This window comes from Novosphingobium sp. BAM6, from assembly GCF_057784955.1.
This window is the reverse complement of sequence record NZ_JBYNTR010000004.1, coordinates 65,445-84,888: the sequence shown is the minus strand read 5'-3', so window position 1 is coordinate 84,888 and position 19,444 is coordinate 65,445. Positions and strand designations below refer to the sequence as shown.

20 protein-coding genes are annotated in these 19,444 nt (G+C 65.4%); 6 read left to right on the top strand and 14 right to left on the bottom strand.

Annotation, left to right across the window (positions count from 1 at the left end; translation table 11 throughout):
* Nucleotides 1-90: 90 nt before the first annotated feature.
* The 10 genes from AC3EC3_RS13520 to hisN form a co-directional block, all read right to left on the bottom strand.
* Entirely contained in the window at nt 91-1,629 is a 1,539-nt protein-coding gene (locus tag AC3EC3_RS13520; protein ID WP_488490133.1) for a peptide chain release factor 3, read from the bottom strand.
* Nucleotides 1,630-1,718: 89 nt separating this feature from the next.
* Nucleotides 1,719-2,468 carry an SDR family NAD(P)-dependent oxidoreductase gene (locus AC3EC3_RS13515; protein ID WP_488490132.1) on the bottom strand — a complete coding sequence of 250 codons (750 nt, stop codon included), beginning with the start codon at nt 2,466-2,468 and terminating at the stop codon, nt 1,719-1,721.
* Between the two features lie 51 nt (nt 2,469-2,519).
* Nucleotides 2,520-3,440 carry an aldose 1-epimerase family protein gene (locus AC3EC3_RS13510; RefSeq protein ID WP_488490131.1) on the bottom strand — a complete coding sequence of 307 codons (921 nt, stop codon included), beginning with the start codon at nt 3,438-3,440 and terminating at the stop codon, nt 2,520-2,522.
* Nucleotides 3,441-3,445: 5 nt separating this feature from the next.
* Nucleotides 3,446-5,857, bottom strand: a complete 2,412-nt coding sequence (gene pheT / locus AC3EC3_RS13505) for a phenylalanine--tRNA ligase subunit beta (protein ID WP_488490130.1) — start codon at nt 5,855-5,857, stop codon at nt 3,446-3,448.
* 23 nt (nt 5,858-5,880) lie between these two features.
* Nucleotides 5,881-6,978: a phenylalanine--tRNA ligase subunit alpha gene (gene pheS / locus AC3EC3_RS13500; protein ID WP_488490129.1), complete on the bottom strand. Its 1,098-nt coding sequence runs from the start codon at nt 6,976-6,978 to the stop codon at nt 5,881-5,883.
* A 118-nt stretch (nt 6,979-7,096) separates the two neighbouring features.
* Nucleotides 7,097-7,954 carry an AraC family transcriptional regulator gene (locus AC3EC3_RS13495; protein ID WP_488490128.1) on the bottom strand — a complete coding sequence of 286 codons (858 nt, stop codon included), beginning with the start codon at nt 7,952-7,954 and terminating at the stop codon, nt 7,097-7,099.
* Nucleotides 7,955-8,127: 173 nt separating this feature from the next.
* Nucleotides 8,128-8,487, bottom strand: a complete 360-nt coding sequence (gene rplT, locus AC3EC3_RS13490; protein ID WP_260926430.1) for a 50S ribosomal protein L20 — start codon at nt 8,485-8,487, stop codon at nt 8,128-8,130.
* Between the two features lie 13 nt (nt 8,488-8,500).
* On the bottom strand, nt 8,501-8,704 hold the full coding sequence (gene rpmI / locus AC3EC3_RS13485) for a 50S ribosomal protein L35 (protein ID WP_260926429.1): 204 nt from the start codon (nt 8,702-8,704) through the stop codon (nt 8,501-8,503).
* 155 nt (nt 8,705-8,859) lie between these two features.
* Nucleotides 8,860-9,267, bottom strand: coding sequence for a gamma-glutamylcyclotransferase family protein (locus AC3EC3_RS13480; protein ID WP_488490127.1), 408 nt, complete (start codon nt 9,265-9,267; stop codon nt 8,860-8,862).
* A gap of 12 nt (nt 9,268-9,279) precedes the next feature.
* Nucleotides 9,280-10,065 carry a histidinol-phosphatase gene (gene hisN / locus AC3EC3_RS13475; RefSeq protein WP_488490126.1) on the bottom strand — a complete coding sequence of 262 codons (786 nt, stop codon included), beginning with the start codon at nt 10,063-10,065 and terminating at the stop codon, nt 9,280-9,282.
* A 220-nt stretch (nt 10,066-10,285) separates the two neighbouring features.
* Between hisN and AC3EC3_RS13470 the strand changes: the two genes are divergently transcribed.
* Nucleotides 10,286-11,233, top strand: a complete 948-nt coding sequence (locus tag AC3EC3_RS13470; protein ID WP_488490125.1) for a helix-turn-helix domain-containing protein — start codon at nt 10,286-10,288, stop codon at nt 11,231-11,233.
* Between the two features lie 25 nt (nt 11,234-11,258).
* Here the strand turns inward: AC3EC3_RS13470 and AC3EC3_RS13465 are convergent, their stop codons facing one another.
* Both AC3EC3_RS13465 and glpX read right to left on the bottom strand, forming a co-directional pair.
* Nucleotides 11,259-12,194 carry a ribose-phosphate pyrophosphokinase gene (locus tag AC3EC3_RS13465; RefSeq protein WP_260926424.1) on the bottom strand — a complete coding sequence of 312 codons (936 nt, stop codon included), beginning with the start codon at nt 12,192-12,194 and terminating at the stop codon, nt 11,259-11,261.
* A gap of 230 nt (nt 12,195-12,424) precedes the next feature.
* Nucleotides 12,425-13,429 (bottom strand): class II fructose-bisphosphatase, encoded by a 1,005-nt coding sequence (glpX, locus tag AC3EC3_RS13460; protein ID WP_488490124.1) that lies wholly within the window; start codon nt 13,427-13,429, stop codon nt 12,425-12,427.
* Between the two features lie 60 nt (nt 13,430-13,489).
* Here glpX and AC3EC3_RS13455 point away from each other — a divergent pair, with 60 nt between their 5' ends.
* A complete protein-coding gene (locus tag AC3EC3_RS13455) occupies nt 13,490-13,945 on the top strand; it encodes a hypothetical protein (protein ID WP_488490123.1) in 456 nt (151 codons plus the stop codon).
* Nucleotides 13,946-14,028: 83 nt separating this feature from the next.
* Here AC3EC3_RS13455 and AC3EC3_RS13450 read toward each other — a convergent pair whose 3' ends face one another.
* Together AC3EC3_RS13450 and AC3EC3_RS13445 are read right to left on the bottom strand one after the other, a co-directional pair.
* Nucleotides 14,029-15,330, bottom strand: a complete 1,302-nt coding sequence (locus AC3EC3_RS13450) for a homoserine dehydrogenase (protein ID WP_488490122.1) — start codon at nt 15,328-15,330, stop codon at nt 14,029-14,031.
* Nucleotides 15,331-15,435: 105 nt separating this feature from the next.
* The gene (locus AC3EC3_RS13445; RefSeq protein WP_488490121.1) at nt 15,436-16,326 is read right to left on the bottom strand and encodes a hypothetical protein; all 891 of its coding nucleotides are present in this window, start codon (nt 16,324-16,326) and stop codon (nt 15,436-15,438) included.
* 344 nt (nt 16,327-16,670) lie between these two features.
* Between AC3EC3_RS13445 and AC3EC3_RS13440 the strand changes: the two genes are divergently transcribed.
* From AC3EC3_RS13440 to AC3EC3_RS13425, 4 genes are all read left to right on the top strand, one after another.
* Nucleotides 16,671-17,348 carry an energy transducer TonB gene (locus tag AC3EC3_RS13440; protein WP_488490120.1) on the top strand — a complete coding sequence of 226 codons (678 nt, stop codon included), beginning with the start codon at nt 16,671-16,673 and terminating at the stop codon, nt 17,346-17,348.
* Between the two features lie 81 nt (nt 17,349-17,429).
* Entirely contained in the window at nt 17,430-18,215 is a 786-nt protein-coding gene (locus tag AC3EC3_RS13435; protein WP_488490119.1) for a MotA/TolQ/ExbB proton channel family protein, read from the top strand.
* 128 nt (nt 18,216-18,343) lie between these two features.
* Complete coding sequence (locus AC3EC3_RS13430) at nt 18,344-18,877, top strand: ExbD/TolR family protein (RefSeq protein WP_488490118.1); 534 nt, start codon at nt 18,344-18,346, stop codon at nt 18,875-18,877.
* A gap of 30 nt (nt 18,878-18,907) precedes the next feature.
* Nucleotides 18,908-19,339 carry an ExbD/TolR family protein gene (locus AC3EC3_RS13425; RefSeq protein ID WP_260926411.1) on the top strand — a complete coding sequence of 144 codons (432 nt, stop codon included), beginning with the start codon at nt 18,908-18,910 and terminating at the stop codon, nt 19,337-19,339.
* The last annotated feature ends 105 nt before the right edge of the window (nt 19,340-19,444 follow it).

The window sequence follows — 19,444 nt, the reverse complement described above, 5'->3', positions numbered from 1 at the left end:
CGGAGATGCCCCTGCCAGAGCAAACCCCGAATGCCGCTCCGGTTCCCTCTGTCGCTCTCTGCCCCCCTTTGCCGCGCCGTCCAGTCGGCCTCAGCGTTCCTTGGTGGCGCTGAAGGCGAGGTCAGGATTGCGCTCCTGCTGATAGCTGACGTCCCAGGCCGAGCGGGCCATGAACACCGGATCGCCATCGCGATCGCGCGCGAGGTTCATCTTGTTGAACTCGGCGAAGTCCTTGAGCGCCTTGTCGTCGCCCTTGAGCCAGCGCGCGGTATCGAACGGCGAGGCTTCGAGCACCGCCTCGACCTTGTACTCCGCCTCAAGCCGCGAGATCAGCACATCGAGCTGGAGCTGGCCGACCACGCCGACCACCCACTGCGAGCCGATCTCCGGGTAGAATACCTGGATCACGCCCTCTTCGGAAAGATCGTCGAGCGCCTTGCGAAGCTGCTTGGTCTTGGTCGGATCCTTGAGCTGCACGCGGCGCAGGATTTCCGGGGCGAAGTTGGGCAGGCCGGTGAAGCGGACCTGGTTCTTTTCCGACAGGGTATCGCCCACGCGCAGGGTGCCGTGGTTGGGAATGCCGATGATATCGCCGGGCTCGGCATTGTCGGCGATCTCGCGGTCCTGCGCGAAGAACAGGATCGGCGAGTGGACCGCGATCGGCTTGCCCAGCCCCGAGGGCGTCAGCTTCATGCCGCGCTTGAAGGTGCCAGAGACCAGCCGCATGAAGGCGATACGGTCCCGGTGCATCGGGTCCATATTGGCCTGCACCTTGAAGATGAAGCCGGTGACTTCCTTCTCCTCGGGCTCGACCGGACCTGTATCGCTGGGCTGCGCGCGCGGCGGCGGCGAAAACTTCGAAATCGCGTCGATCAGCTCGGCCACGCCGAAGTTCTTGAGCGCGGAGCCAAAATAGACCGGCGTCAGATCGCCGCCGAGATAGGCGTCGAGATCGAACTCGGGATAGCCCGCCTGCGCCAGTTCCAGCTCATCGGCCACTTCGGCGGGCAGCGCCGCGCCTTCGTCCACCTTGCCGAGAAACTCCTTCGAGGCGCCTTCCGGGCGGCTGACCCGGCCCGAGGCGATATCGAGAATGCCCTCGAAAATGCCGCCCATGCCGACCGGCCAGGACATCGGGCACACGTCGAGCGCGAGCTTGTCCGCCACTTCGTCCAGAATGTCGAAGCAGGCGCGGCCTTCGCGGTCGACCTTGTTGATGAAGGTGATGATCGGCAGCGAGCGCAGACGGCAGACCTCGAACAGCTTGCGCGTCTGCGGCTCGATGCCCTTGGCCGCGTCGATCACCATGATCGCCGAATCGACGGCGGTCAGCGTGCGATAGGTGTCTTCCGAGAAGTCCTCGTGGCCCGGCGTATCGAGCAGGTTGAACGTCACGGTCGAACCGTCGGCGTTGGTCTTCTCGAAGGTCATGACCGAGCTGGTCACGGAGATGCCGCGCTGCTGCTCGATCTTCATCCAGTCCGAGCGCGCGCGCCGGGCCGCGCCTCGCGCCTTGACCTGTCCGGCCAGGTGGATGGCGCCGCCCTGCAACAGCAGCTTCTCGGTCAGCGTAGTCTTGCCCGCGTCCGGGTGCGAGATGATCGCGAATGTGCGACGGGAATTGGTCATCGGCGCGCATTACCGGCGCGCGCGACGATTTCATAGCCTGTTGTTGGGGCGCAGGAGAGACAGCCTCCCCCGCGCGCCCCTGTTGAGAATCAGCCTTCGCGCGCGACCTGGAAGCCCGCGAACGACTGGCTAACCGGCATCAGTTCCAGCGTGTTGATGTTGAGATGCGGCGGAAGCGTCGCCACCCACAGGATCGTCTCGGCGATATCGTCACCCGTCATCGGGTTCGAACCGCCATAGAGTGCATCCGAAGCCGCCTGATTGCCGCCGGTGCGGATCAGCGTGAACTCGGTCTCGACCATGCCCGGCTCGATCGAGGTGACGCGAACGCCGGTGCCCGAAAGGTCGGAACGCAGGCCCAGCGAGAACTGGCGCACGAAGGCCTTGGTGCCGCCGTAGACATTGCCGCCGGTATAGGGATAGGTCGAGGCCACCGACGCCAGATTGACGATCGCGCCCTTGCGTTCGATCAGGCCGGGCAGCAACTTGTGGGTGAGCGAGACCAGCGCCGTGACGTTGGTGTCGATCATCGTCTTCCAGCTGTCGAGGTTCGCCTGCTGCGCCGGTTCGGTGCCGAGCGCGAGCCCGGCATTGTTCACCAGACAATCGATCGCGGCGAAATCGGCGGGGAGCGACGCCAGCGCGGCATCGCGCGCGGCTTCATCGCGCACGTCGAAGGCAAGGCCATGGACCTTGTCGGCGCCCAGTTCGGCGACCAGCGCCTCAAGCCGCTCTGCGCGGCGGCCGGTGGTGACGACACGCCAGCCCGCCTTCACGAATGCACGCACGCAGGCTTCGCCGATTCCGGCGGTTCCGCCGGTCACAAGTGCGGTCTTCATGGGCAATCTCCTTGGCTAGTTTGCGAATAGGAATGAATGGCGCGCCGGGGATCAGTCGGCGGGCAGCACCGTCACGTCCATGCGGAAGCGGCGCGAGGCACCCGGTGCGAGTTCGACCACGCCCGGCTTCTCGCGGAAATCGCCCGCGAAGTCGACCGGATCGGCATGGCCCTGCCAGGGCTCGACGCAAAGATAGGCCGCGCCCGGCTTCTGCCAGATGCCCAGCATCGGCGTATCGGGGAAAGCGATGGCGAGTTGCGTGCCGCCCGGCGCCCCGAACGTCAGCGCGCGGCTGGCTAGATCGTCCCAGATCAGTGCGTCGGCTTCAAACAGCTCGGACGTCGGCGTGAAGGTATGGCCTTCGACAGGCGTGGGAATGGTCTCGGACAGCAACAGGCCGGATTTCAAATCGACCGCGCGGATCGGCTGCGGCTCGCTCTGGTCGAAGGCAATCGCGTGATCGGCCTTGGCGGCGCCCCCGGGCAACGGCCACGCGAAAGCGGGGTGGAAACCGAAGCTGAACGGCAGCGCGTCCTCGCCGGGATTGGTCACCGTCCCGGTCATCGACAGGCGGACGCCGTCGAGTTCGAAGGCCATCTCCAGCGCGAAGGCGAAGGGATAGACCCGCCGCGTCTCGGCACTGTCGGACAGGCGGAAGCGTGCGATGCTCTCACCCGCCTCGATCACCTCGAAGCGCGAATGGCGCGCGAAGCCGTGCTTGGAAAGGCCGTATTCCTGCCCGTCGAGCCGGTAGCGGTTGCCGTTCAGCGCACCGACGATGGGAAACAGCACCGGCGCGTGTCCGGTCCAGAACGCCGGGTCCGCATCGGTCATGTACTCACAGCCCTGCCGGTCGGTGAGCGACCACAGTTCGGCACCCTGGGGATTGATCCGGGCGGAAAGATCGCCGGAGGTGATGGTCACGAAGTCCTTGTCAGTCACCGGCGATCGTCTCCATTTCCAGAACGGCATTCAGCTCAACCCCGCAAGCTGGCTCCCAGCTTGGCGGCAGCGGCCACGACCTTGTCGGACACGACCTTTATATCCTCGTCCTTGTAGGTCTTCTCGACCGGCTGGAGCGTGACTTCGAGCGCCAGCGACTTGTGCCCCTCAGGCACGCCTGCCCCACGGAAATCATCGAACAGACGCGCGGCGACGATGTTCGTCTTGTCGGCGCCCTGCACCGCGCGCACCAGATCGCCTGCCGCCAGAGCGACCGGCGCGAGGAACGCAAAGTCGCGCGTCACCGCCTGAAGTGCAGGCGGCGCATAGGCGGTACGGGCGAACGTAGCAGCCCCCTTCTTCGCCGGGATCGCATCGAGGAACACCTCGACCATGGCCACCGGACCGTCGATGTCGAACAGCTTGGCAGTCGCCGGGTGCAGCATGCCGAAGCGCGCCAGCACCGACTTCGGCCCGAGGCGCAGGGTTGCCGACTGGCCGGGGTGGAACTGCGCCCCTGCCTCGCCCATCACCATCAGGCGATCGACCGGCGCACCTGCCTCGGCCAGCAGCGCGAGCGCCTCGGCCTTGGCATCGAAGGCATCGAAAGCAACGGCCTTGCCGGTCGCCCAGCCGCGCGGCGTCTTCTCGCCCGCCAGCACGACGCCCAGCGTCACGCGCTCGTCGCTCGCCCCACCCTTGCCGCGCAAGTAACGGCGGCCCAGCTCGAACAGGCGCAGGCTGGAGGCCCCGCGATCGAGATTGCGGCGCGCGGCGGACAGCAGCCCCGGCAGCAGCGAAGGGCGCATCGCCTTCAGGTCCTCGCTGATCGGGTTGGCCAGCACCCAGAGCGCATCCTCGCCCTGGAACGCCTCGGCCTCGGCCACGGGCAGGAACGACCAGGTGACGGCCTCGTTCAGCCCGCGCGCAGCGGCGGCACGGCGCAGGCGGCGCTCCAGCATCTGTGCAGGCGTCGCGGTGGGACGCGCCACGCCATCGGCGCGCGGCAGGGCCACGCTTTCCACCTTGTCGAGGCCATGAATGCGCACGACTTCCTCGACCAGATCGGGCGCGCCGTCCACATCAGGACGCCAGCCCGGCACGGTAACGGCCCAGTCGCTGTCGAAACCGGCCTCGCTCGCCACGACCGAGAAGCCCAGCGATTCGAGAATGCGCTGCTGCTCCGCCGGGGCGACGGTCACGCCGCCCAGACGCTGCGTCAGCGCCGGGTCGAAGTGGACGATCTTCGGGGTTGCGGGTGCGGCGCCAGCGCGGACGACTTCGGACGCCTCGCCGCCGCAGGTCTCCACGACCAGCGCGGTCAGCAGGTCCATCGCGGTGTCGAGGAACGCCGGATCGACGCCGCGCTCAAAACGGCCGCGCGCGTCGGACGTCAGGTTGAGCTTGCGGCCCGCCTTGGCGATGCGCTCGGGATCGAAGTAGGCGATCTCCAGCAGCACGTCGCGCGTCTCGGCCGAACAGCCCGAGTGCTCGCCGCCCATCACGCCCGCCACGCCGTGGATCTCGGCATCATCGGCAATGACGGTGATCTCGCCGTCGAGCGTGTAGGTCTTCTCGTTCAGCAGCGTCGCACTCTCGCCATCGCGGGCGCGGCGGGCGACCAGCGCGCCGGTCAGCTTGGCAAGGTCATAGGCATGGGCCGGGCGACCGTAGCCGAGCGAGAGGTAGTTGGTCACGTCCACCAGCGCCGAGATCGGGCGCTGTCCGGCAGCGATCAGCGCATCCTGCAGCCACTGCGGCGAAGCGCCGTTGGTGACGCCGCGCACGACCCGGCCATAGAGCGCGGGCGCGCCTTCGGCGTCCTCGGTACGCACTTCGACGGGGCTGGTGAAGCTCGCCGAAACCGGCGCGAAGGCGATGGGCTTCAACGTGCCGAGGCCTGCCGCCGCAAGGTCGCGGGCGATGCCGTAGACGCCCATGCAGTCCGGGCGGTTGGGCGTGATCGCCACTTCGATCACCGGGCTGGCGCCGTGATACTGTGCGAAGGGCGTGCCGACGGGCGCGTCCTCGGGCAATTCGATGATGCCGTCGTGATCCTCGCCCAGTTCCAGTTCGCGGGTCGAGCACATCATGCCGTTCGATTCGACACCGCGAATCGCGCTCTTGCGCAGCACCATGCCGTTGGCGGGCACGCTGGCGCCCGGCAGGCCGAGCACGCCGACAAGGCCCGCACGCGCATTGGGCGCACCGCAGACGACCTGCAAGGGCGCGCCCTCACCGGTATCGACGCTGAGCACCTGCAGCTTGTCCGCATCAGGATGGCGCGCGGCGGTGAGCACGCGGGCGATGCGGAAGCCTTCGAGCTTGGCGGCAGGGTCTTCCACGCCTTCGACTTCGAGGCCGATGGCGTTGAGCGTGTCGCAGATCTGCTGCAGGCCCGCCTCGGTATCGAGGTAGCGCGCGAGCCACGAGAGAGAGAATTTCATGTCCGTCGTATCCTTGTCGCGCGTCAGGCCGGGGTGCCGACACCGCCCGAGAGGGTCGGCACGTCGAGCGCGGAGAAACCGTAGTGGTTGAGCCAGCGATGATCGCCGTCGAAGAAGGCGCGCAGATCGTCCATGCCGTATTTCAGCATGGCGAGGCGATCGACGCCGATGCCGAAGGCGAAGCCCTGCCACTGATCGGGGTCAAGCCCGCCGAACTCGACGACGCGGCGATTGACCATGCCGCTGCCGAGCACTTCCATCCAGCCGCCCTCACCCTTGGACGGATCGCCGCCGACCACGCGCTTGCCGTTGATCAGCGTATAGCCGATGTCGACCTCGATCGAGGGCTCGGTGAACGGGAAGTAGCTGGGACGCAGGCGCAGGACGATATCCTCGCGCTCGAAGAAGGCCTTGAGGAAGGTCTCCAGCGTCCACTTCAGGTGGCCGAGATGCACGTCCTTGTCGATCACCAGACCTTCGACCTGATGGAACATCGGCGTGTGCGTGGCATCGCTGTCCGAGCGATAGACGCGGCCCGGCGCAATGATGCGAAGCGGAGCACCCTGCTGGAGCATGGTGCGCATCTGCACCGGCGAGGTGTGCGTGCGCAGCAGCATCTCGCGGCCCGCCTCGTCGCGATCCGGGAAATAGAAAGTGTCGTGCATCGCGCGCGCCGGATGGCTTTCGGGCATGTTCAGCGCGGTGAAGTTGTGCCAGTCGTCCTCGATTTCGGGACCGGAGGCGACGGCAAAGCCCATGTCGGCGAAGATTTCGGCCAGTTCGTCCATCACCTGCGCGATGGGGTGGACCGAACCGCGCGGGGCTTCGGGCGCGGGCAGCGAAAGGTCCACCGTCTCGGCCGCCAGGCGCGCTTCGAGCGCGGCGCTCTCCAGCGCGTCCTTGCGGGCGGTCAGTGCATTGCTGACATCTTCGCGCAGGCCCTGGATCTTGGGGCCTTCGACCTTGCGGGCCTCGGGATCGAGCTTGCCCAGCGTCTTGAGCAGGCCCGAGATCGAACCCTGCTTGCCCAGAAACTCCACCCGCAGCGCCTCGAGCGTTTCGAGATCGGTGGCCGCGACGATGCGCGCGATCGCCTCCTGGCCGGTTGCTGCGTAATCCATGGGTGTCTGCCTGGCTGGTTGTTCAAAAGGATCGGAAGGCCGGTCCTTAGAAAGGATGCCGCCAAAGCGCAAACGGCAAGACGTGTTTGCGAAGCCCTGTCAGCAGCGCAGCGCCCGATCAGAACCGCGCCGCCAGCCGCGCCCGCTCACGCAGTACCGCGCCGCTGATCGGATGTGGCTGCTGGGCATATTCACGCGGGGTCATGCCCATGAATTCGCGGAAGTCGCGCACGAAGTGGGCCTGATCGTGATAGGCCGCATCGATCGCGCCGATCCAGCGACCGGAAGGGTCGCCCGAAAAGTCGATCAGGCTGCGTACGAAACGGGCCCGGCGCAGCAGCATCTTGGGCGGAAAACCGAAACAGCGCAGCGCCAGCCGCTCGATGCTGCGCTTGGCGATTCCCAGCCGCTCGGCCAGCATGTCCACGCTGTCCACCGCCGGATCGGCAAGCGCGGCCTGCATCGCCTCGATCGCCCCGGCCTGCGGTTCGCTCTGCTGCGCCATGGTCTCGAAGAAAGTGACGATGCGCTCCAGTTCTCCCGGCGCATCCGAGGCCTGTCCGTAGATCGCGGAGCGCAGCGGGCGGAAAGGGGCAAAGACCGGATCGGCCATGCCATCGGCCATGCGGTTGGCATAGTCCGCTGCAGAGACCCCGACGAAGCTCGCCCAGCCAAGCGGCGTCAGCGCGACGGTCCACTGGCGATAGCTGCCGATGCGGAATCGCACGTCGTTCATCAGCGGGCCGACCACGACGAAATCGCCATCGGCCAGATGGCCGCCATTGCGCATCCAGCCTTCACCGCGAAGACCGCGATTGAAGCGCAGCGTCGCAAGGTCGGGAAACAGCACATCCTCGATCATGCCGCCGCCCTCGACAACGACGTCGGACAGCACGAATTCGGCCACGAACGGTCGCAGGCTCGCAGGGCCTGGAAAGCTGCGAATACTGACCCGGTAATCGGGCGCGACCGTCATCCCCGTTATTCCCCTTATCTTTCAGGAAGATATGGTGATATTTCTTGTTTTGACAATGAAAAAGGCGCCAGAGAGGACCTCTGACGCCTTAATCTATTTCGCTCATGTACTCGGGAGCAAGCCCCGAGTATCGATTAAAGTCCTGTAACCAGCACTTCAACCGTTCGGCCGGTTCAGGCCGGAAGAGCAGCCTTCGCCTGTGCAATCACAGTCGAGAACACGCCGCCTTCGTTCATGGCGAGGTCCGCCATGGTCTTGCGGTCGAGCTCGATGCCGGCCAGCTTAACGCCGTGCATGAACTGCGAGTAGGTCAGGCCTTCGTTGCGAACGGCAGCGTTGATGCGCTGGATCCACAGGGCGCGGAAGGTGCGCTTCTTAACCTTGCGGTCGCGATAGGCGTACTGGCCGGCCTTTTCGACGGCCTGACGGGCAACGCGGATGGTATTCTTGCGACGGCCACGGTAACCCTTGGCCTGGTCCAGAATACGCTTGTGCTTGGCGCGGGTGGTTACACCCCTCTTGATACGGCTCATAGTCTAGCGCTCCTCAGTTCAGCCCGTAGGGCGCCCACTTCTTGATCGTCTTTGCATCGGCGTCGGAAATGACGTCGGTGCCGCGATTCTGGCGGATGTACTTGCCGTTATGGCTCATGAGGCGGTGGCGCTTGCCAGCCACACCATGCTTGATCTTGCCAGTGGCAGTGAGCTTGAAGCGCTTCTTGACGCCGCTCTTGGTCTTCAGCTTGGGCATTTTTGTCTCCTGTTCAGGGACACGTCCAACCAGCCCTGGCAGCCCTTTTCGCCAGGCGGGCCATGAATTGCGTGTCTATGAAGGGCGCGCCCATAAGGTGGTCTGCGGGCAAAAGCAAGAGATTCGCTGGAGCACGGCGATTGTCGGCACGGCAATCAGCGGAACGCACGATGCCCGGTCAGATCGAGCCAGCGCAGGAAATCGCCGCCCGGCACCGGCCTTGCTCTCGCAGGCAGTGCGCGATCCCATCGCCACGCCTGCGCGGCGACGAGCCCTGCGCCCTTCGCCCGCACCATGGTCCGGCGATAATCGCGCCCCTCGTAGCGATCGAGACGGGCAAGATCGCTTGCGGCGAGATCGAGCGTCAACAGCGCTCCGGCAATCTCGGCTTCGGCAGCGGCAACCCCGGCCGGATACCAGCCGCGAGGATCGGGGATTACATATAGTCGCCCCGGCACGGTGGCTGCGACGCTCTCGATCGTCCGCCCGGCCAGCCAGCGCGCCATCGGCGTACCGGCTTGCGGCTGCAGCGTGCCATAGACGAAGAGCCGTCGCCGGGGCACGCCGAAACGGCCTCAGTGGTGGTGGCAGACCAGCGCCTCGACCACGTCTTCCAGACGCGCCGGATCGCCCATCGCCAGCACATGGCCGTCGCTGTCGGCGTTGAGCGGCTCGCCGTTCCAATCGCACATCGTGCCGCCCGCGCCTTCGACCACCGGCACCAGCGCCGCCCAATCGTGCAGCTTGAGCCCGGCTTCGCAGACCACGTCTAGATGACCGCTCGCCAGCAACCCGTAGTTATAGCAGTCACCGCCCATCACCATGCGCTTGTGATCGGTCTTGGCGGCCAGCGCCATGAAGTGCTCACCCTGATGATTGTCGAAATAGTGCGGCCCGGTGGTCGCCAGCATCGCCTGCGACAGTTCGCGGCAGGGCCGCGTGCGGATCGGGCGATCGTTGAAGGTCGTCTCGCGCCCGGTGGCGCCGATCCAGCGTTCGCGCAGGATCGGCTGGTCGATTACCCCCATCACCGGCCAGCCATCGACGAGCAATGCGATCAGCGTGCCGAAGATCGGCCGCCCGGCGATGAACGAAACGGTGCCGTCGATGGGATCAAGCACCCAGGTCCGGCCCGAGGTGCCCTCCTCCGTGCCGAACTCCTCGCCGATGATGCCATCGCGCGGAAACTCGGCCTTGATGATCCGGCGCATAGCCTCTTCGGCAGCGCGGTCCGCCAGCGTGACCGGCGAGGCATCGCCCTTGGTCTCGATCGGAACGCTGTTGCGGAAATGCGGGCGAATCGCATCGCCGGCAGCATCGGCAAGGCGGCGGGCGAGGGCGAGTTCGGCGTCGATCTTCATGCCCTGTGCTCTGCGCCGGACACCACGCCATGGTCAACCCCTACGGCAGATGGCCCTACGGCAGATGGCGCCAAAGCGAGATTTACCATCGAACCTGTAAGAAAATGCAGCCGCAACCAATGCTTCTCGGCACATTTCCCTAATTGCCCGCAAGGAAAGGGTTTTCTATCTTATGTGTTCCGCGGTAACATAGCGGGTCGCAAAAGACGGAATCAGGGGAATGCAGCATAAGCGCTCACCGGCGCTCGATAGCCAGATCGAGCCCGTTCAAGGAGTTACGCGAGACGGCCAGCCGATCTCCTATAACCGGGCCCCGGCGCCCGACCTTGAGCCCTACGTCGGGCGCTTCTACGTGACCAAGGTCGATATGCCGGCCGATTACACGCTGTCCTGCGGCCTGCTCAACGACGTGTCCTGCGTGCGCATCCAGCTCGCGGGCAACTGGGCGGCGGAAACCGCCGATGGCCCGCTGACCGCCCGACGCGAGGCGATGTTCTTCGGCCCGCAGCGCCGCAAGATGCCGATCAGCGTCACCGGCAGCTTCATCAGCGTAGGCATCCATCTTCGCCCCGGCGCCTGCGCCGCGCTGGGCACGCCCCTGCCGCCAGACACGCTGGACCGCATCCGTTCGACCGATGCCTCGACGGTAGACCCCGAAGCGATCATCGCCGCGCTGACGCCGGATGGCTCGCCCGAGGACTGGATCACCACGATCGAGAACCATCTGCGCAAGGCCGTTGCGCGGGCAGGCGGCAAGCTGCCCGATCCGGTTACCGTCGCTTTCGAGGAAATGGCCTTCGTCAACCCGACGATGACGGTCGCCGAAGCCGCCGCACGCTGCGGGGTGGAGCGACGCAAGCTGGAGCGGGTCGTCGCGCGCGATTTCGGGCTGTCACCCAAGAAGGTGCTGCGCCGTGCCCGCGCGCTCGACATGGCGAGCCACTTGCGCGGCGTCGCCGACAAGGCCGAGGGCGAGGCCATCGTACTGCGCTATTACGATGAAAGCCACCTGATCCGCGAGTTCACCGAGCTGTTCGGCATGTCGCCGCGCCAGTTCGTGGTCACACCGCAGCCGATCATGACGCTGGGTCTCGAATCCCGGCAGGCGCACCGGCTGGAAGCGCTCAAGCGCCTGCAACCGGGCGAAAGTCGTCCCTGGGAACGCTGAGCGCGCTCCCAGAGGCGGAATGGAATCAGTCGAACAGGCTGGAGACCGAGCTTTCGTCGGCGATACGGCGGATCGCCTCGCCGATCAGCGGCGCGATGGTCAGCACGCGGATCTTGTCCGAAGCCTTGACCGCATCGGTCGCCTGGATCGAGTCGGTGATGACCAGTTCCTTGAGCGCCGAGTTGGTGACGCGGCTGACTGCAGCGCCCGAAAGCACGCCATGGGTGATGTAGGCGGTGACGCTGGCGGCGCCCTCGTCCATCAGCGCCTGCGCCGCGTTGCACAGCGTGCCGCCCGAATCGATGATGTCGTCGATCAGGATGCAAGCGCGGCCTTTCACATCGCCGATGATGTTCATGACTTCCGACTGGCCGGGCTTGTCGCGGCGCTTGTCGACGATCGCCAGCGGGGCGTTGTCGAGGCGCTTGGCGAGGGCACGGGCGCGAACCACACCGCCGACGTCGGGCGAGACCACCATCAGCGACTGGTCGCCATAGCGGGCCTGGATGTCGGCTGCCATGACAGGGGCTGCGAACAGGTTGTCGGTCGGGATATCGAAGAAGCCCTGGATCTGGCCGGCATGCAGATCGGCCGACAGGACGCGGTCGGCACCCGCCTCGGTGATCAGGTTGGCGACCAGCTTGGCCGAGATCGGCGTGCGCGGCCCCGGCTTGCGATCCTGACGGGCATAGCCGAAGTACGGCACGACAGCAGTGATGCGGCGCGCCGAGGCCCGGCGCAGCGCGTCGATGCAGATCAGCAGTTCCATCAGGTTGTCGTTGGCGGGGTAGTTCGTCGGCTGGACGATGAACACGTCCTCGCCACGCACGTTCTCGTGGATTTCGACGAAGACTTCCTCGTCGGCGAAGCGACGCACGCTGGCATCGGTCAACGGCAGTTCCAGATAGGCCGCGATCGCGCGCGCGAGCGGCAGGTTGCTGTTGCCTGACATGATCTTCATGGCGATTCCCCGACTAGAGCATTTTCTAATCAGGCGGAAATCACCTGATGACTCGGAAAATGCGATAAACCAAAATCGTAGAGCAGTTGAGCCGACGCAGTCGGATCGGAAACGGCTCCAGGCCCGACCGCCCGCCGGACGCGCACGCCTCTAGCCATGAGTCACGGGATTGCAATAGTGAACCCGCGGTTTTTCGATGGTGGGAGGCGGGCGAACGCCTCCGCCCCCGCTCAGTAGCGGTGCTCGCCCCGGATCCAGCGAACCGTGCCCGAACTGGCGCGCATGACCACGCTCTGTGTCGTCATCTTCCCACCTTTCAGGCGCTTGACCCCGCCCAGCAGAGAGCCGTGGGTCACGCCGGTCGCGGCGAAGATGCAGTCCCCGCGCGCCAGATCGGTCAGTGCATAGATCCGGTCGAGATCCTCGATACCGGACTGTCGCGCGCGGAGACGCTCGTCCTCGTTGCGGAACAGCAACCGGCCTTCCATCTGCCCGCCGACACAGCGCAATGCCGCCGCCGCCAGCACCCCTTCGGGCGCACCGCCGCTGCCCATGTACATGTCGACCGTTGTTTCCTCGTCGGTCACGGCGATCACCCCGGCGATATCGCCATCGGGGATCAGCTGGACCCCGCAGCCCACTTCGCGCAGTTCGGCGATCAACGCCTCGTGCCGGGGGCGATCGAGCACGCAGACCAGAATCTCTTCGGCAGGCACCCCTTTAGCCTCCGCAAGCGCGCGCACGTTCTCGGTCGGCGTACGGCTGAGGCTGACGACACCTTCCGGGTAGCCGGGCCCCACTGCGATCTTCTCCATATAGACGTCGGGCGCGTTGAGCAGCCCCCCTTCCTCCGTCGCAGCCAGCACCGCCAGCGAATTCGGCCCCGATTTCGCCGCGATCGTCGTGCCTTCCAGCGGATCGAGCGCGATATCGATCTTCGGCCCCTTGCCGGGTGCTGCCCCCACCTTCTCGCCGACGTAGAGCACGGGCGTTTCGCCCTGTGCGCCCTCACCGATAACAACGGTGCCATCCATATAAAGATCGTCGAGCGCGCCCCGCATGGCTTCGGCGGCGGCAGCATCGGCAGCCCGCTCGTCTCCTCGGCCGATAAGTCCGGAAGCAGCAATGGCTGCAGCTTCCGTTACCCGCACCATTTCGAGAACCAGAACGCGGTCCAGCACGTTACTGGCAGCAACCGACGTGTCGGGACTTGCAGAAGCCGGGTTGCCGGGCATGTTCTCTCCAGTTTATGCCATGGAAACAGGGTGGGTGTGACTTAAACAGAGGACGTGTAGTTGTCGAGACGAAGCACCGCTTATCTGGGGGCTGCCGCACTGGTGGTCGCAACGATGATCCAGCCCGCGTTCGGGCAGGAAAACCAGACCGTCCAGCAGACCGATAGCGCCGTTGCCCAGAATTTGCTGAGCGGGTCGCTCGTCCCCAAGACCTCGCGCGAACGCTGCGCCGATCCGGGGCGCCCCGGCGAGATCATCGTGTGTGCGCCGGATAAGGATAAGTACCGCATTCCCTCGACGACGGACGAGGATCCGACCGGCAAGAAAGGCACAGATGACGGGCAACTTCACGCGCCCAACGTCAGCGGCCTTCCCGATTGCAGCAAGCGGGGCTCCTGCATCGGCATCGGCAAGACGCCCGAACCGGTCTACATGATAGATCTGAAATCCATCCCTCAGGCCCCTGCGGATTCCGATGCCGACAAGATCGCCCGGGGCGAGATGAAAGTGCCCTGAAGACTGCGGCCATCCAGAAAACGAAAAGGGGCGCGAGATCTCAAGACCTCGCGCCCCTTTTCCATTCCCTGAGTGTGCAGCGATCAGCCGACGATCTGCATCACCAGCGGCTTGCCGCTCAGGCTGTCCGAGCCATCGAGAATGCGCAGCGCCTCGTTCACGGCGCTCTCCGGCCCTTCGTGCGTGACGATGGCGATCAGCACCTCGCCCGCATCGGAACGGTTCTGCTGGATCAGGCTCTCGATCGAGACACCGGCATCGCGCATCGCTGCCGTGATGTCGGCCAGCACGCCCGGACGATCCGGCACAGTGAAGCGGATGTACGAGCGGCCCTGCCGGTGGCCGGAATCGGCGGGATCCATCGCTCCCAGCTCACCTGCCGGCATCGAGAACGCCGCGCCCTTCTCGCCGCGTGCGATATCGATGATGTCGGCAACCACCGCGCTCGCGGTCGGCCCGTCACCGGCACCGGCGCCCTGAAACAGCAGACGGCCCATGAAGTTGCCCTCGGCGACAACCGCATTGGTCGCCCCGTCGACGTGGGCCAGCGGGTGGTCGAGCGGGACCAGATGCGGACGCACGCGCTGGAACAGGCGCGGCGTGCCGCCGGTCGCGTCCAGTTCGGCCATGCCGATCAGGCGGATGACATAGCCGAGCGAATGCGCCTGCGCGATGTCGGCCGGGCGCACGCGCGAAATGCCCATGGTCTCCACCGCATCGAAGCGCAGCCGCGACCCGAAGGCGATCGCCGCCAGGATCGAGAGCTTGTGCGCGGCATCGATCCCCTCGACATCGAAAGTCGGGTCGGCTTCGGCATAGCCCAGCTTCTGCGCCTCGCCGAGCACTTCGGCAAAGCTGCGCCCGGTGTCCTCCATGGTCGAGAGGATGTAATTGCAGGTGCCGTTGAGAATGCCGTAGACGCGCTCGATCTCGTTGGCGGCGGCGCCTTCGCTCAGCCCCTTGATGACCGGGATACCGCCTGCGACCGCCGCCTCGAACTTGAGCGCGACGCCCTTCGCCTCGGCAGCGGAGGCCAGCTCAAGACCGTGATGCGCGATCATCGCCTTGTTCGCCGTCACCAGCGACTTGCCCGCCGCGATCGCCTGACGCGCCAGGCTGAGCGCCGGGCCATCCGAGCCGCCAACCATCTCGACCACCACGTCCACGTCGTCGCGCGCGGCCAGCGCCGCCGAATCGTCGACCCATTCATAGGAGGACAGATCGACGCCGCGATCCTTGGTACGGTCGCGCGCGCTGACGGCGGTAATGCGAATCGGCCTGCGGGCGCGCCGCGAAATGAGATCGGCATTGGTCTCGATGAGACGGACGACTCCGGCCCCGACAGTGCCGAGCCCGGCCAGCGCGATATGCAACGGTTCTGACATGAATAACCCTTTCGGCTGCGCGCCTAGGCGAGACAGCCGCAAAATTCCAGAGGCAACGCATGCAGAGCAAGATTCATGCTCTGCACCGCATCCTGTGCGTTGCGATCAATGCAGGTTGCGACGGCACGGTCCAAGCTGCTGCAACACGAAGCGATAGTCGGCATCGGCCTGCGCCTGCGCATCGCCGGGGTCCGACACATTGACGCCCGGTGCCAGCGTGCGCGGCAGGAAACAAGCGAGACGATACCATTCCACCGTCTCGGGCTGCGGGGGGTGACTGAGGTCGGCGGTCAGTTCCGAGAACGAGACACCCCAGCTGGCGGGGACGCCCGGCTCGTGGTGGACTGTGATCGAGGCCGCCGAATTGTTCGCCGTCTTGAGGAACATCTGCGTCTCGCCCTGCCCGCCAAGGTTGCCCGGCACGTACATGATCTCGCGCACGCCCTCGATCTTCACCGGGGCGTTGGGAGAGACCAGCGTCGTCAGGATCTGGCGAACGCGGGCATCCGCCTCCGGGCTCCACATCTGCTGGGCGGTCGGCGTCACCAGCTGGAGTTCGCCCGGACGCCCCGGCACCGCGCGGGCGAACAGCAGCACGTCGCGCTTCTTGATGTTGTCCGGCTTGCCGCGCTCGTTGAGCGGCAGGTCGACCAGATAGGCGACCTGCGCGCCCAGCGGCGCGGAACCGACCAGCAGCGCCACCGTCTGCGCCTGCACATAGAAACGGCCATATCCCGGCGCGAGGCCCGGTGCCTGCGCAGCGTCCACCCGCGCGATCTTGCGCACCTGCACATGCACGACCATCCCGGCCGAATCGGCAAGCCCGGCGACATCCGCGAATGTCGGCCCCGATGCTGCGATAGCGGATTCGGGCGCGCCGACCGTCTGGGCCTGAAGGGCACCGCCGGTTACTGTCAATCCCAGCCCAAGGGCGATGAGATTCGGCAGAATCAGACGGCTTGCGCCTCGCGGCAGACAGCGCATGTTGGAGGGCATCTTAATCAAACTCCTTGAGTATTCTACAGACCGTCGCACACGGCCTGCGCGCACCGGAAAACCCCGTCAAGTCCTTGCTTGGCGACCTGAATCGCACGTTAACAGCCCCTCTGTGGATAAGGCGTTGCGCGCATGGGGCATCCTCGCTAAGAATTGTGCCAAACGGGGTGGAAATACAACAATTGCCCCGCGGTTCGCCTCACCATGGCTTCGCATCTTTGGAGGGGCAGACTGTTCAGCCGTCAGGGTGGGTAAAATGAGTTTCGTCATGGCGCTCGTCTGTGCGAGTGTCCGTGGACGCCCTCGGCTTGTCCGGGGCATGGTTAATGGAGTGATGCGTTTGAATGGCTTACGCTGACCAGCAAATGAGCGGTAGCAAGGTTACCGCGCTTGTCATTGTGGCGCTGATCCACGTGCTCGTAGGGTATGCCCTCGTCACGGGGCTTGCCTATACGGCGCTGCAGAAGGTCGCCCAGAAGGTGACGGCCGTGGATATTTCGGAGCCGCCTCCGCCGCCTCCGCCGCCACCGCCGCCGCCCAAGGAGCAGCCGAAGACACCGCCGCCGCCGACGGCTCCGCCGATCGTGGCACCGCCGCCGCCGATCAACATCGCGCCGACGCCTCCTCCGGTGGCCGTCGTCGCCAAGGCCCCGCCCCCGGCGCCGGTCAGCGTGATCGCGGCTCCTCCGGGACCGCCCGCACCTCCGGCTCCGCCCGCGCCTTCCAAGGCCCGCGGCGCGACCCCCAAGGGTCAGAGCAGCTGGGCCGCGCGCATTCAGGATGCCTATCCGCCGCGTGCAGCGCGTGAAGAGCGCGAAGGCCGCGTCGGCCTGAAGGTTACCATCGGAGCGGACGGTCGTGTGTCGTCCTGTACGGTAACGGCTTCGAGCGGCAGCCCGGATCTCGATTCGGCAGCTTGCGACGGTATGAGCCGCTATGCGCGCTTCAACCCCGCGCTTGACGATGCCGGCAGCCCGACCTCGGGCGGCTATTCGACGGCCATCGTCTACAAGCTCCAGTAAGTTACCCAAGTTTACCGGGTCCGGGCATCCAAGGGATTGTAACCGGACCACACCCTGCATTCTTCTTGAGAGGTAAATCGCATGCTTATCGTGGATATTCTTGCCGCTGCCGGAGAGGCCGCGCCGCAGAACAAGTTCGGTTTCGTCGAAGCTGTCCAGGCCGGTGGCTTCATCTCGTACGCCACCGTCATCATCATGGGCGTGATGTCGTTCGGCTCGTTCTACATCCTGTTCACCAAGTGGTTCGAGCAGGGCAAGATCATGCGCCAGTACCGCGAAGTCCGCAGCTCGTTCTGGCGTGCGCCCACGCTGCGCGAAGGCGTGACCAAGATGGAGAAGAACACCGCCTGGCGTCAGATCGTCGAGGACGGCATCGCTGCTGAAGACCAGCACTCGAAGATGACCGACGCCCTTGAAGGTCATGAGTGGCTGCACGGCTCGCTGGCCCGTTCGGAAGCCTCGATCAACGCTCGCCTCGCTGGCGGCCTGCCCTTCCTCGCCACCGTCGGCGCGACCGCACCGTTCATCGGTCTGTTCGGTACCGTCGTCGGCATCTACCGCGCGCTGATCGCCATCGGTCTCGCCGGTTCGGCCTCGATCGACAAGGTTGCCGGCCCCGTCGGTGAATCGCTGATCATGACCGCACTCGGCCTGATCGTCGCCGTTCCTGCCGTTCTTGCGTACAACTACCTGCAGAGCCGCAACAAGCGCATCGCCGAGCTGCTGACCGGCTTCTCGACCGACGTGCTCGCGAACATCACCTCGAAGGGCGTCGTCAAGCCGACCCTCCCGGCTGCTCCGGCGAAGGTTGCTCCGAAGCCCGCAGCGGCTCCGGCGAAGCCCGGTTCGACCCCGGCAAAGTCGTAAGGCCGACCCGGGGGCCGGGGATGGAGCAAGGCTCCGCAAACCGGCCCCACGGGAAGGAAGCGACGGCTCTCCATGCATGCGGAGCCGTCGCCCTCTCCCCGAGGCAACGCAAGGATTAGGATAAGACTATGGCGATTTCCACGGGCGGGGGCGGTGCCGAAACACCGATGTCCGACATCAACACGACGCCACTCGTTGACGTCATGCTGGTGCTTCTGATCATCTTCCTCATCGCCGTTCCGGTCGCGATTCAGACCATCCAGAAGCTGCACATTCCGATCATCAAGTCCGTCGAATCGAAGGACAAGAACGAGAATCTGCTGCTGACGGTATCGACCACGGACGACTCCGGTCGCAGCGCAAGCGACCCCGGTTTCGAGGGTGCATCGCGCAACGGCCAGTGCCGCGTCTACATCAACAACATCGTTCCGGTGACTTCGGACGAGCTGCAGAAGCAGGCGTTCGATCGCCTCGATGCCATCGTCAAGGCCGCTGGCGGCCCCGAAGCCCTCAAGGATGATCCGGAACGGATCCCGCAGGTTCAGATCCGCGGCGACGTACAGGCCCCCTGGCGCTGCGTCGCAGGTGCGATCTACAACGTTCAGCTCGCCGGTTATCCGACCGTCGGCTTCGTTTCGAACCCCGTCGATCCGAACGGCTGACCCCGCAGGACGGAACAGGAGTAACATCTCATGGCAATGTCAGGCGGCAAGGATGATGGATCGCCGATGATGGACATGAACACGACGCCGTTGATCGACGTCATGCTCGTGCTCCTCATCATGTTCATCATCACCATCCCGGTTGCGACCAACTCGATCAACATCGATCTCCCGGTCAATTCCCAGACGACGACCCCCCCGCCGATCAACCCGGTGAAGAACAAGATCGTTCTGACCCAGGACGACCGTATCCTCTGGAACGGCACCCCGATCGACGGCCCCACCCTCGCCAAGACGCTGGCGGACACCACCCGGATGGACCCGGAGCCCGAGCTCCAGTACCAGCCGGAAGCAGAAGCCAGCTACGATCTGTCGGCCAAGACGCTGCAGGTCATCAAGGCTTCGGGCGTCACGAAGTTCGGCTTCGTGGGTAACGAACAGTACCAGGTCTTCGGCAAGTAAGCCGAACGATCCGGCGCTTTTCTTTCGGAAAGCAGATCAAGGGGCGGAGCGATCCGCCCCTTTTTCTTTGTCCAAGGCGGGAGGGGGGCGGAGCGATCCGCCCCT

Coding starts and splice junctions, on each gene's coding strand:
- AC3EC3_RS13520 (WP_488490133.1), bottom strand. CDS start 1,629: ATGACCAATTCCCGTCGCACATTCGCGATCATCTCGCACCCGGACGCG.
- AC3EC3_RS13515 (WP_488490132.1), bottom strand. CDS start 2,468: ATGAAGACCGCACTTGTGACCGGCGGAACCGCCGGAATCGGCGAAGCC.
- AC3EC3_RS13510 (WP_488490131.1), bottom strand. CDS start 3,440: ATGCCGTTCTGGAAATGGAGACGATCGCCGGTGACTGACAAGGACTTC.
- pheT (WP_488490130.1), bottom strand. CDS start 5,857: ATGAAATTCTCTCTCTCGTGGCTCGCGCGCTACCTCGATACCGAGGCG.
- pheS (WP_488490129.1), bottom strand. CDS start 6,978: ATGGATTACGCAGCAACCGGCCAGGAGGCGATCGCGCGCATCGTCGCG.
- AC3EC3_RS13495 (WP_488490128.1), bottom strand. CDS start 7,954: ATGACGGTCGCGCCCGATTACCGGGTCAGTATTCGCAGCTTTCCAGGC.
- rplT (WP_260926430.1), bottom strand. CDS start 8,487: ATGAGCCGTATCAAGAGGGGTGTAACCACCCGCGCCAAGCACAAGCGT.
- rpmI (WP_260926429.1), bottom strand. CDS start 8,704: ATGCCCAAGCTGAAGACCAAGAGCGGCGTCAAGAAGCGCTTCAAGCTC.
- hisN (WP_488490126.1), bottom strand. CDS start 10,065: ATGAAGATCGACGCCGAACTCGCCCTCGCCCGCCGCCTTGCCGATGCT.
- AC3EC3_RS13470 (WP_488490125.1), top strand. CDS start 10,286: ATGCAGCATAAGCGCTCACCGGCGCTCGATAGCCAGATCGAGCCCGTT.
- AC3EC3_RS13465 (WP_260926424.1), bottom strand. CDS start 12,194: ATGAAGATCATGTCAGGCAACAGCAACCTGCCGCTCGCGCGCGCGATC.
- glpX (WP_488490124.1), bottom strand. CDS start 13,429: ATGCCCGGCAACCCGGCTTCTGCAAGTCCCGACACGTCGGTTGCTGCC.
- AC3EC3_RS13450 (WP_488490122.1), bottom strand. CDS start 15,330: ATGTCAGAACCGTTGCATATCGCGCTGGCCGGGCTCGGCACTGTCGGG.
- AC3EC3_RS13445 (WP_488490121.1), bottom strand. CDS start 16,326: ATGCCCTCCAACATGCGCTGTCTGCCGCGAGGCGCAAGCCGTCTGATT.
- AC3EC3_RS13440 (WP_488490120.1), top strand. CDS start 16,671: ATGGCTTACGCTGACCAGCAAATGAGCGGTAGCAAGGTTACCGCGCTT.
- AC3EC3_RS13435 (WP_488490119.1), top strand. CDS start 17,430: ATGCTTATCGTGGATATTCTTGCCGCTGCCGGAGAGGCCGCGCCGCAG.
- AC3EC3_RS13430 (WP_488490118.1), top strand. CDS start 18,344: ATGGCGATTTCCACGGGCGGGGGCGGTGCCGAAACACCGATGTCCGAC.
- AC3EC3_RS13425 (WP_260926411.1), top strand. CDS start 18,908: ATGGCAATGTCAGGCGGCAAGGATGATGGATCGCCGATGATGGACATG.